Origin of the sequence: Caproicibacter sp. (assembly GCF_046707225.1) — a bacterium.
Lineage (GTDB): Bacteria > Bacillota > Clostridia > Oscillospirales > Acutalibacteraceae > Caproicibacter.
The window spans coordinates 12,227-24,139 of record NZ_JBJKOP010000047.1 but is presented as its reverse complement, the minus strand read 5'-3'; the positions used below and the strand labels follow the sequence as shown (position 1 = coordinate 24,139).

8 protein-coding genes and 1 other annotated feature are annotated in these 11,913 nt (G+C 48.4%); all 8 genes read left to right on the top strand.

All coding sequences use genetic code 11. The annotated features are described in order from the left end of the window. Positions 1–4: 4 nt before the first annotated feature. Positions 5–1,690 (top strand): DNA repair protein RecN, encoded by a 1,686-nt coding sequence (gene recN, locus ACLQ3M_RS13240; protein ID WP_411678162.1) that lies wholly within the window; start codon positions 5–7, stop codon positions 1,688–1,690. A 29-nt stretch (positions 1,691–1,719) separates the two neighbouring features. Further along, positions 1,720–1,958, top strand: a binding site (T-box leader). Between the two features lie 55 nt (positions 1,959–2,013). Continuing rightward, entirely contained in the window at positions 2,014–3,249 is a 1,236-nt protein-coding gene (gene tyrS, locus ACLQ3M_RS13235; protein WP_411678161.1) for a tyrosine--tRNA ligase, read from the top strand. 289 nt (positions 3,250–3,538) lie between these two features. Further along, a complete protein-coding gene (gene glnA, locus ACLQ3M_RS13230; protein ID WP_411678160.1) occupies positions 3,539–4,852 on the top strand; it encodes a type I glutamate--ammonia ligase in 1,314 nt (437 codons plus the stop codon). A gap of 39 nt (positions 4,853–4,891) precedes the next feature. Further along, complete coding sequence (locus tag ACLQ3M_RS13225) at positions 4,892–5,434, top strand: ANTAR domain-containing response regulator (RefSeq protein ID WP_411678159.1); 543 nt, start codon at positions 4,892–4,894, stop codon at positions 5,432–5,434. A 12-nt stretch (positions 5,435–5,446) separates the two neighbouring features. After that, positions 5,447–6,280, top strand: coding sequence for a diaminopimelate epimerase (dapF, locus tag ACLQ3M_RS13220; RefSeq protein ID WP_411678158.1), 834 nt, complete (start codon positions 5,447–5,449; stop codon positions 6,278–6,280). A 56-nt stretch (positions 6,281–6,336) separates the two neighbouring features. Continuing rightward, positions 6,337–7,560 carry an LL-diaminopimelate aminotransferase gene (locus tag ACLQ3M_RS13215; protein WP_411678157.1) on the top strand — a complete coding sequence of 408 codons (1,224 nt, stop codon included), beginning with the start codon at positions 6,337–6,339 and terminating at the stop codon, positions 7,558–7,560. Positions 7,561–7,607: 47 nt separating this feature from the next. Continuing rightward, entirely contained in the window at positions 7,608–8,684 is a 1,077-nt protein-coding gene (locus ACLQ3M_RS13210) for a carbamoyl phosphate synthase small subunit (RefSeq protein WP_411678156.1), read from the top strand. After that, on the top strand, positions 8,681–11,899 hold the full coding sequence (gene carB, locus ACLQ3M_RS13205) for a carbamoyl-phosphate synthase large subunit (protein WP_411678155.1): 3,219 nt from the start codon (positions 8,681–8,683) through the stop codon (positions 11,897–11,899). The genes ACLQ3M_RS13210 and carB overlap by 4 nt, the downstream gene beginning before the upstream one ends. Positions 11,900–11,913: the final 14 nt, after the last annotated feature.

The window sequence follows — 11,913 nt, the reverse complement described above, 5'->3', positions numbered from 1 at the left end:
TGCCATGCTGACACAGCTTTATATTGAAAACATTGCCGTAATCGAAAAGGCGCGAATCGAATTCAGCGCCGGCTTTAATGTTTTGACCGGTGAAACCGGAGCAGGTAAATCCATTGTCATTGATTCCATCAATGCGGTCCTGGGAGAAAGAACTTCCCGGGAATTGATTCGCACGGGCGCAAACCACGCCCTGGTTTCCGCCGTTTTCCAACTGAAAGACGGATCTGCGGTGAAAAAGCTGGAGGAATCGGGCTATTCTGTGGAAGAAGACGGAACTTTGATACTCCAGCGTGAAATCTCCTCTGACGGTAAGTCTTCCTGCCGAATTAACGCGCGTCCCGCCACGGTTTCCGTCCTCAAGGGGATCGGCAGTATGCTGATCAACATCCATGGTCAGCACGAAAGCTATGGCCTGCTGTCGCCTGAATTACATATCGCTTATCTGGACAGCATGGGTTTGCCTGAGACGCTTTTGAAACGGTACCGGGAAGCTTTCCATTCCATGCAGAACATGAAGGCAAGCCTGGAATCCAGTAAAATGGACCAATCACAAAAAGCACGGCAAATCGACCTTCTGACTTATCAGATTAATGAGCTTGAATCGGCGGACCTTCATCCGGGCGAGCAGGAAGACCTGAACCGTCAAAAGAATCTGTATCGGAATTCAGAGCGCGTTGCGCAGGCAATTTCACAGGCAAAGACCGCATTGAGCGGGGATGAGGAAACCCCCGGGGCGGTTTCTGCCGTATCAGATGCTGCCGATGCGCTGAACACCGCGGAAAATTATCTTCCCGAACTGCACGGTCTGGCGGAACGGCTGCAGGCGATTTCCTATGATCTGGAAGACTGCAGCGATGAAATGCGGAATTTTTCGTCTCTGTTGGAGTATGATCCCTCGGAGCTGGACGAAATTGAGGCCCGGCTGGATTTAATTTACCGTTTAGGCTTAAAATACGGCGGTTCCGTGGATGAAATGCTGGGATATCTCAAAAAATGCAGGCAGGAGCTGAACGCAATCCAGCTTTCGGATGAAACCGCGGAAAGATTCAGGAAAGAATATCAGAAGTACCGGTTACAGGCGGAATCCCTGGCAGCGGAACTGTCCGAATGGCGCGCCGGCGCGGCAGATCTTTTTACCCAAAAGGTAAAAGAGGAACTTTGTTTTCTGAACATGCCGAATGTACTGTTCGAAATCCGGCGGGAACAAGTCCCAATGAATGAAACGGGCTGCGATCGGATTGAATTCTATCTCTCAACGAACGCGGGAGAACCGGCGAAACCGATTGCAAAGGTTGCGTCGGGCGGCGAACTTTCGCGAATCATGCTTGCCATCAAAACGGTCCTTGCCGGCAGGGACGATATCGGCACCCTGATCTTTGATGAAGTGGACACGGGCGTCAGCGGCAGCGCGGCACAAAAGGTCGGGTTGAAACTCCGGGAGGTTTCGGGAAACCGCCAGGTTATTTGCGTGACGCACCTGGCTCAAATCGCCGCGCTTGCGGATACCCATTTCTTGATCCACAAACAGATTCGCGATCAGCGTACATTTACTCAGGTTGACCGTTTGGACCGGGAAGGCAGACGGCAGGAACTTGCGCGTATTATGGGCGGAGAAAAAATCACCCCGCTGATGCTGCAGAATGCCGAAGAAATGCTGCGTATGGCGCAAAACGATTCTTCCGGGGCTTGACAGGCACCAGAAAACATCTTATAATTTTTTTAACAGCTGAGAAGGGAAGAAGTAATCCGAAGCAAGAGTTCAGAGAGCCTGCGTTGGGTGCGAGCAGGTACGATTGCCGGATGAAATACATCCCGGAGCCGCCGAATTGAACCCCCCTAGTAGGTTCGGCCGTGAAAACGCACGTTACAGCGCGTGGGTATGAAATCGTACCCATAAGGCCGCTTCCGTGAGGAAGACGGTAAACTGAGGTGGTACCGCGGAATTTTCCGCCCTCTGCAAAAAATTTGCAGGGGGCTTTTTGATTGTCCCCTGACAAAATGGAGGAACTCAAAATGGGTGTTTTTGAAACTTTGGAAGAACGAGGGCTGATTGCGCAGACAACGGACAAGGAAAAAGTCCGCCATCTGCTCAATGAAGAGAAAACCGCGTTCTATGTCGGGTTCGATCCGACCGCAGACAGTCTGCACGTAGGCCATTTTATTCCGATCATGGTCATGGCGCATTTGCAGCGCGCCGGGCATACTCCAATCGCGTTGTTTGGCGGGGGAACCGGCATGGTGGGCGACCCGTCCGGAAAAACGGATATGCGTAAAATGCTGACGGAAGAAGAGATCGCGCACAATATCTCATGCTTTCAGAAGCAGATGTCCAGGCTGATTGATTTTTCCGATGACAAGGCAATTATGGCAAACAACGCCGACTGGCTGACAAACCTGAATTATATCAATTTCCTTCGGGATATCGGCGTATGCTTTTCCGTCAACCGTATGCTGAACGCGGAATGCTATAAGCAAAGACTGGAACGCGGACTGTCCTTTTTTGAAATGAACTATATGATTATGCAGAGTTATGATTTTCTGGAGCTGAACCGCCGTTACGGCTGCAGGCTTCAGTTGGGTGGGGACGACCAGTGGAGCAATATTATCGGCGGCGTAGAGCTGATCCGCCGGAAGGAAAACCGGGAAGCTTACGGCATTACCGTTACCCTGCTGACAAACAGCGAAGGGAAAAAGATGGGGAAAACGGAAAGAGGCGCCGTGTGGCTGGATCCTCAGAAGACTTCTCCGTTTGAATTCTATCAGTACTGGAGAAACGTCGGGGACGCCGATGTGCTGAAATGCCTGAAAATACTGACCTTTGTCCCGATGGAGCGGATCAATGAATTTGCCTCGCTTTCAGGGGAAAAGCTAAACCCTGCAAAGGAGCTTCTGGCTTTTGAGGTAACAAAGCAGATTCACGGCGAGGAGGAAGCGATTAAAGCCAGAGACGGGGCACAGGCTCTGTTTGGAAACAGTACCGATACGGAGCATATGCCGACCACGGAAATCTCATCTTCCGACCTTTCAGACGGAACCATTGGGATCCTTGATCTGCTGATCAAGGCAAAACTTGCTCCGTCACGCGGCGAAGCAAGAAGGCTGGTCGTTCAGGGAGGTATCTCCGTTGATGGCGAAAAGGTGTCGGACCCAGCGTCCGTATATTCAAAAAAAGATTTTCAGAAAAATGAAAAACCCTGTCTGATTCTTAAAAAAGGCAAAAAAGTTTACCATAAAATTGTTTTGATGTAAACTACGCCGAGCCTGTTTGGATTGTTTCCAAACAGGCTTTTTCATCTTCACATGGTTTGTAAAAGAGCTACTCTTTTGCATTTGATTTGAAAAGAAGCTGCAAAAACAGGGAAAACCTCTGGAAACGTGTCAGATTTTGTGCATTAAAATGAAATCGCTCTTTCAATTCGAAAAAGATTGACACGGCTTTTGAAAAAGCATAAAATTATAGACATAAGTCTGAAAAGAGATACCCGACAAAAAACAAGTCCTATACTTTGGGTCTTTGGAAGGGGTGATGACGGCACACATGGAAAAAAATGATATAATCCGCGTTTTGAACGAAAATCATACCGATTTTTTGAGCCTTCAGTTTACCGATATTCCGGGATCTTTTAAAAATGTAACCGTTTCTGCCGATCAAATTGAAAAGGCTTTCCATAATAAATGCATGTTTGACGGTTCTTCCATGGAGGGTTTTGTTCGAATTCAGGAATCGGACATGTATTTGCATCCTGATCCGGACACTTTTCTGATTTACCCATGGAATACGCAAAGCGGTCAAGCCGCACGGCTGATTTGTGAAATTACCCTGCCGGACGGGACTCCATATGCGGGTGATCCCAGGCACGTACTGAAACGCGCGTTGAAAAAGGCCGCCGGTCAGGGCTTTACTTTTTATGTTGGAACGGAGTGTGAATTCTATCTGTTCCAGACGGATGAATTAGGTCACCCGACAACCGAAACAAATGATACCGCCGGATATTTCGATCTTGGTCCTTCGGATCAGGGCGAAAACGCAAGGCGCGATATCTGCCTGAACCTTGAGCAAATGGGATATGAAATTGAAGCGTCTCATCACGAGGCCGCGTTCGGGCAGCACGAGATTGACTTTAAATATGCGGAGGCCCTGACTGCCGCGGACCGCTTTGTCACATTTAAAATGGTGGTTAAATCCTGTGCAAATGAGAATGGACTTTACGCCACTTTCATGCCCAAACCTGTTTTCGGGCGTGCCGGTTCAGGAATGCATATTAATCTTTCGCTGTTTCGGGATGGTCAAAATGCTTTTTATGACGAGTCCTCACAGAACGGGCTCAGTCATATTGCTTTGAATTTTATCGCCGGCCTGCTGCTGCATATCAAAAGCATCTGCGCTGTAACAAACCCATTGGTTAATTCTTATAAAAGAATGATTCCGGGTGGGGAAGAAGCTCCCAGTTTGGTCGGGTGGTCCTCAAATCGCAGGGGCACCTTGATTCGGCTTCCCGCTTCACGTGGAAAGAGTACCCGGATCGATTTGAGAAGTCCCGACCCAACATGCAATCCATATCTGTCTTTTGCATTGCTTCTTTCCGCCGGTATGGATGGAATAAACCGCGACCTGCTTCCGCCTCCATCCATCGCTTCTGGGGAATCTTTTGAGGATATTCAGAAAAACACGGATGTTTTGCCGGCAGATCTTGGAGAAGCAGTTCAGTATATGAAAAGCGATCCTTTTGTAAAAGAGGTTCTTGGCGATCTTGTGTTTCATAAATATGTGGAAGCAAAAGAAGAAGAATGGCGCCAATATTCTACTTCGGTAACAGAATGGGAACTGCGCCGTTACTTAAACCGCCTCTAGATTCAAGCACCACATCCTACCCCTACGGAGTTGTTAACTATGAGCAGCATTGTCGTAGCGAATTCGAATCCGGATTATGCGAAAAAAATAGCGTCGGTCCTTCGATCAAGCGGCTTATATGTGGGCGGCGTCTGTACAACCGGTGCTCAAGTGATGGAATTTACCAGTAAGCATTATCACGGCGGCGTTGTGGTATGCAGTGTAAAACTGAGAGATATGCCTGCCGTAAATCTTCCTCGCGTAGCGGGTACCTCGTATGATTTTCTTTTTCTGGTCAGTTCGCAGCTCGCTTCCATGAGCGAATCATTGGAACAGGCTACTTTGATGCTTCCAATCAACAGGGTAAATCTGATTTCCACCGTGAATATGTTTTTAAATCTTTCGGACTATACTTCACTCAATATCAAAAAGAAACTGGCGGCAGGAAATTTCGACGAAAAGCAACTGATTAAAAACGCAAAGGATCTGTTGATCGAACGAAATAACTTTACCGAGCCGCAGGCACATCGTTTTATGCAGAAGAAAAGTATGGATACCGGGAAAAAGATGGTCGAGACAGCCTTGATTATCTTGAATTCATAAGGAGGACTGCAGATGAATTTTACAAAAATGCAGGGGATCGGCAACGATTATATCTATATAAACTGTTTTGAAGAGAAAATTGAGAATCCTTCGGAAATTGCCGTCAAATTGAGCGACCGCCATTTTGGCGTTGGCTCCGACGGCATTATTTTAATTCAGCCCTCTTTGGCCGCCGACTGCAAGATGGATATGTACAACGCCGACGGTTCCCGTGGAAAAATGTGCGGAAACGGCATTCGCTGTGTCGGAAAATATGTTTATGAACGCGGCATTTCAAAAAAGGATATACTCACAGTGGAGACGCTTAGCGGCGTTAAAACATTGCATTTGGATCTCGACGGTGAGAAGGTGGCAGCGGTTGAAGTCAATATGGGAAAACCGGTCAGGAAAGCTTCCGATGTGCCCGTGCTTTTTTCAAAAGACCATGTTTTGAACGAACCGGTTATCGTTGGCGGGAAAAAGTACCGAATCACATGCGTTTCCATGGGGAATCCCCACTGTGTTGTTTTTGTCGACGACGTTGATTCCTTTCAATTAGAAGAAATCGGGCCTTTATTCGAGAACGACCCAATGTTTCCAGACCGGGTCAATACGGAGTTCGTACAGGTTTTGGGAAAGAATGAATTGAGAATGCGGGTCTGGGAGCGCGGTTCCGGCGAAACCCTTGCCTGCGGAACCGGCGCCTGTGCAGTCGCATGTGCCGCCGCATGGAATCAGTTTGCTGAACGCAAGGTAAAAATTCATTTGAAAGGCGGGGATTTATCCATCCGCTGGGACAGCAATACCGATGTAATTTTCATGAAGGGACCAGCGAAATTTGTCTTTGACGGAACGGTAGAAATATGATATAATATTCATTTGGAATGTATATTATGAATCGCTTGTGAAAGGAATGGCTGATTTTGCTAAAAATTAATGAGAATTTTGTAAAGCTGCCCGCAAGCTATCTCTTTGTTGATATTGCGAAAAAAGTGCAACTTTTTTCGCAGCAACATCCTGAAAAGGAAGTCCTCCGCCTTGGAATCGGCGATGTAACCAGACCTCTGCCAAATTCTGTCATACAGGCAATGAAAGACGCCGCAGAGGAAATGGGGAGCTCGTCCACCTTTCGCGGATATGGCCCCGAGGCTGGATATTTATTCTTAAGAGATGCAATCTGCAAGAATGATTACCAAGGCAAAGGGATCAAGATAGACCCCGACGAAATTTTTGTCAGTGACGGTGCAAAATCTGATACGGGAAATATCGGTGATATCTTCGACCGTGAGAATACCGTAGCGGTCTGTGATCCGGTTTATCCCGTTTATGTTGACACGAATGTCATGGCGGGACGAGCGGGGGATTATTCGGCCGATGCCGGTTGGAGCAAAATCATTTATATGCCTTGTAAAAAAGAAAACGGATTTCTGCCGGAGCTGCCGGAAGAAAACGCGGATATGATATACCTTTGCTTTCCAAACAACCCAACCGGGATTGGAATTCACAAGGATGAACTGAAAAGATGGGTCGACTATGCTTTGGAACATCATTCCGTCATCCTGTATGACGCTGCTTACGAAGCATTTATCACGGACCCGGAAATGCCCCACAGTATTTATGAAATTGAAGGCGCCAAAAAATGTGCGATCGAATTCCGCAGCTTTTCCAAAACGGCCGGATTTACCGGGGTTCGCTGCGCGTTCACGGTGATACCGAAAGAGCTTGCCTTTAACGGAATTTCTTTAAATCGCCTCTGGGGACGCCGCCAATCAACGAAAATGAACGGTGTTTCCTATATAGTACAGCGCGGAGCGGAAGCGATCTATTCCGAAAAGGGAAAGTGCGAAGTCCGCGAAAATATCGCCTACTATCAAAGTAACGCAAAAATTATCCTGAACGGTCTGGCTCAGGCTGGATTTGAAGTGTACGGCGGAGTCAATTCGCCGTATATCTGGCTGAAAACACCGGAAGGCCTTTCTTCCTGGGAGTTCTTCGATCTGCTTCTGGAAAAAGCAAATGTCGTAGGAACGCCAGGCTCCGGTTTTGGACAGGCAGGCGAGGGGTATTTCCGACTGACCAGCTTTAACACGACAGAAAACACGAAGGAAGCCGTTAAGCGAATTATCAAGTCCTTTTCCGCCACCTAAAGAATCGGAACATTGAAAACAGATATTAAGAAATGGTTGGTGATAGAATGAAAGCACTGCTGATGCTTGAAAATGGCATGACTTTTGAGGGATTGGGTTTTGGCGACGAACACGATACCCTCTGTGAAGTCGTTTTCAACAGCGCAATGTGCGGTTATCCAGAACTCTTGACAGATCCGTCCTATGCCGGGCAGGGCGTTGTGATGGCATACCCCCTGATTGGAAATTACGGGGTCTGCTACGACGACATGGAATCCGTAAGGCCTTGGGTCTCCGCTTATATTGTTCACACTCTTTCCGAAGCACCGAGCAACTTCCGCTGTGACGTTGACCTGAACACATTTCTAAAGAACAACCATATTCCCGGCTTGCAGAACATTGACACAAGAACTCTGACAAAGGTACTGCGTGAAAGCGGAACAATGCGGGGGATGATTGCTTACGGGGATCCTATTGACACAGACCGGATGAAAAATGAAATTCAGTCCTTTACTCTGAATCCGACTGTTCCGATTGTCAGCTGTAAAGAGAGCTCTGTTTACGGCGATGGGCCGATTCGCGTTGCGTTGCCCGATTATGGAGTGAAGAATAACATTATTCGTTCCCTTGTAAAACGCGGATGTACGGTAAAGCGTTTTTCATACGATACTTCTTTCGAAGAAATGATGGAATTTAATCCTGATGGAATTATGCTGACGAACGGTCCGGGAGATCCGAAGGACTGCAAAAAATCTATTTCTGAACTCAAAAAAGTATACTCATACGGGATTCCCACTTTCGCAATCTGTCTCGGACATCAGCTGATGGCGCTTGCCATGGGATTCGATACTTATAAATTAAAATACGGCCATAGAGGAATTAATCACCCTGTCAAGGATCTTTCGGAAAACAGGGTCTTTATCACTTCCCAGAACCACGGCTATGTGGTGAATGGCGACACAATTGATCCTTCAGTTGCGGACATTCGTTTCATCAGTATGAACGATGGCAGCATTGAGGGATTAACTTATAAAAGCGGTAAAGTGTTTTCCGTGCAGTTTCATCCGGAGGCCTCACCGGGTCCTCTCGACACCGGTTTTCTTTTTGATAAGTTTATCACCCTGATGGGAGGGAGCCGTCTTTGAGCAAGAGACAAAATATTAAAAGGGTCGTGATTATCGGTTCCGGGCCAATCATTATCGGTCAGGCCGCGGAATTTGACTATGCAGGCACGCAGGCCTGCCGCGCGCTTCGCGAAGAGGGGATAGAAGTTGTCCTGATTAACTCGAATCCCGCGACAATTATGACGGACAGGCAGATCGCGGACAAGGTTTATATTGAACCGCTGACGATTGAAACCATCAAAAAAGTGATTCTGAAAGAGAATCCCGACAGCATTCTTCCGACTCTGGGAGGACAAAATGCGCTGAATCTGGCGGTTGAGCTGGAAGAATCCGGTTTTCTGAAACAGAATCACGTGGAAATGATCGGCACGGATGCCAACACGATTCGTATGGCGGAAGACCGCGAACTGTTTAAAGAGGCCATGGAACGCATCCGCCAGCCGATGGCGGAAAGCTCTATCGCGGAAAATATGGAAGAATGCCTGAATGCCGCACAGAAGATCGGGTACCCGGTTGTCGTGCGCCCCGCATACACTCTGGGAGGAACCGGCGGCGGCATTGCGGCGAACGAAGAAGAGCTGATCAATATCGCAACGGTCGGTCTGCACAGAAGCCGCGTCCATCAGGTTTTGATTGAACGCTGCATCGCAGGCTGGAAAGAAATCGAATATGAAGTGATGCGGGATAAAAACGACAACTGCATCACGGTCTGCAACATGGAAAACATCGACCCGGTCGGCGTGCATACCGGTGATTCCATCGTTGTCGCTCCCTGCCAGACGCTTGCGGACAAGGAGCTTCAGATGCTTCGCAGCGCAGCGCTCTCCATTATCCGAGAGCTGAAAGTGGAAGGCGGCTGTAACGTCCAGTTCGCATTAAATCCAGACAGCTTTGAATATGTGGTCATTGAGGTAAACCCCCGCGTCAGCCGCTCTTCCGCTCTGGCATCCAAGGCGACCGGCTATCCCATCGCGAAGGTGGCTTCAAAAATCGCGCTCGGCTATACGTTGGATGAAATACCGAACGCGATTACGAAAAAAACGTTTGCCTGCTTTGAACCGACACTGGATTACTGTGTTGTGAAAATTCCACGCTGGCCTTTCGACAAGTTCGTTTTTGCCAAACGGATTCTTGGGACACAGATGAAAGCCACCGGTGAAGTTATGGGCATTGCGCCGGACTTTGAAGCCGCGCTGATGAAGGCGATCCGCTGTTTGGAACAAAATGTTTACAGCCTGATGGATTCTTCCTTCGCCGCGCTCTCGGACCCGGAACTGGAAAAGAGGCTGCATGTCGTTGACGATCGCCGTATGTGGGCGGTCGCGGAAGCGCTGCGGCGCGGTGTTTCCTTTGACCATATCTTTGATATTACAAAAATTGACCGTTGGTTTTTACAGAAGTTTTATAACATCATCCAGGTAGAAAAAGAACTCACTCAGAAGGAACTGGATTACAGCCTGCTTTTAAAAGCCAAAAAATATGAGTTTATGGATAAAACTATTTCTGAACTGTGCGGCAAAAGCGTTGAAGAAATTCGTTCGTTTGAAAAAGAATGGAAGATCCGCCCCGTTTATAAAATGGTCGATACCTGTGCCGCCGAGTTTGACGCGGAAACCCCCTATTACTATTCCAGCTATGGAACCGGGAACGAATCCGTTCCGCAGAAGGAACGGAAAAAGATACTGGTAATCGGTTCCGGTCCGATTCGAATCGGGCAGGGGATCGAATTCGATTTCTGCTCCGTACACAGCGTTTGGGCACTGAAGGAACTGGGCTATGAGACGATTATCGTAAACAACAATCCGGAAACCGTCAGCACGGACTTTGATGTTGCCGATAAGCTTTATTTCGAGCCGCTGACGGAGGAAGACGTTCTTCATATCGTCATGCTGGAAAAACCGGACGGTGCGGTCGTTCAATTCGGTGGCCAGACCGCGATTAAACTGGCGCAGGCGATTGAAAGTATGGGCATTCCTCTGCTGGGCACCAATTATGACAGCATCGACGCCGCGGAGGATCGCGAACGGTTCGACGCCATTCTGAATCAGTGCAGCATTCCGCGCGCGGAAGGCAGAACGGTATTCACCTGTGACGAAGCGATCGCGGCCGCGCGGGAACTGGGGTACCCGGTATTGGTTCGGCCCTCCTATGTTTTAGGCGGGCAGGGAATGCAGATTGCTTACTCCGACGAGGACGTGATTCAGCAGATCGGCATCATTAACCGTGTGGCGCAGGAACATCCGATTCTGGTCGACAAATATATTATGGGAATTGAAGTTGAGGTTGACGCTGTTTGCGACGGCACCGATTCCGTCATTCCCGGAATCATGCAGCATATTGAACGCGCCGGTATCCATTCCGGCGACAGCATCTCGGTTTATCCGGCCATCGGTGTTGAAAAAGAGATGCAGAATAAAATTGTGGAATATACCCGCCGCCTGGCAAAGTCCCTGAACGTGATTGGCCTTTTGAATGTTCAGTATATTGTCAAGGACCATGAGGTTTATGTGATCGAGGCCAATCCTCGTTCCTCCCGGACGGTTCCTTATATCAGCAAGGTTACTGGAATTCCGATCGTACCGCTGGCAGTCGGAACTTTCTTTGGAAAGAAGCTCCCCGATATGGGGTATCATTACGGACTTCAGCACGAACGGGATCTGGTGGCCATTAAAATGCCGGTGTTCTCATTTGAAAAGCTGTATGGGCAGGATGTCAACCTCGGACCTGAAATGAAGTCGACCGGCGAGGTCCTCGGCATTGCGCGCACCTATGATGAAGCGCTGATTAAGGCTTTCTACGGCGCCGGAGTGCATATGATTCAAAAGGGACATGTCATCCTCACCGTCAAGGACGGCGACAAGGAAGAAATGCTTCCAATCGCCGGCGGGCTGTATGATCTCGGCTGGAAAATATACTCTACAAAGGGAACGTCCGACTTTTTGAACGACCATGGAATCCCAACGATTCGAACCAAAAAAATCGGAGCGGGAAAGCCGGATATTCTGGACCATATCATTTCCGGGGAAATCGACCTGGTCATCAATACTCCGTCAAAAGTGGATGAGCATAAACGCGACGGATATATTATCCGCCGGAACGCCGTGGAAGCCGGCATCCCGTGCTTGACCTCCCTTGATACGGCCAACGCGTTTTTAAACTGTGCTCTTCATGCGGACAGTATGAATCTTTCGGTCATCGATATCACAAAAGTTTCAACTTTTTTGAATTTCATATAACGTCTGGAGGATAA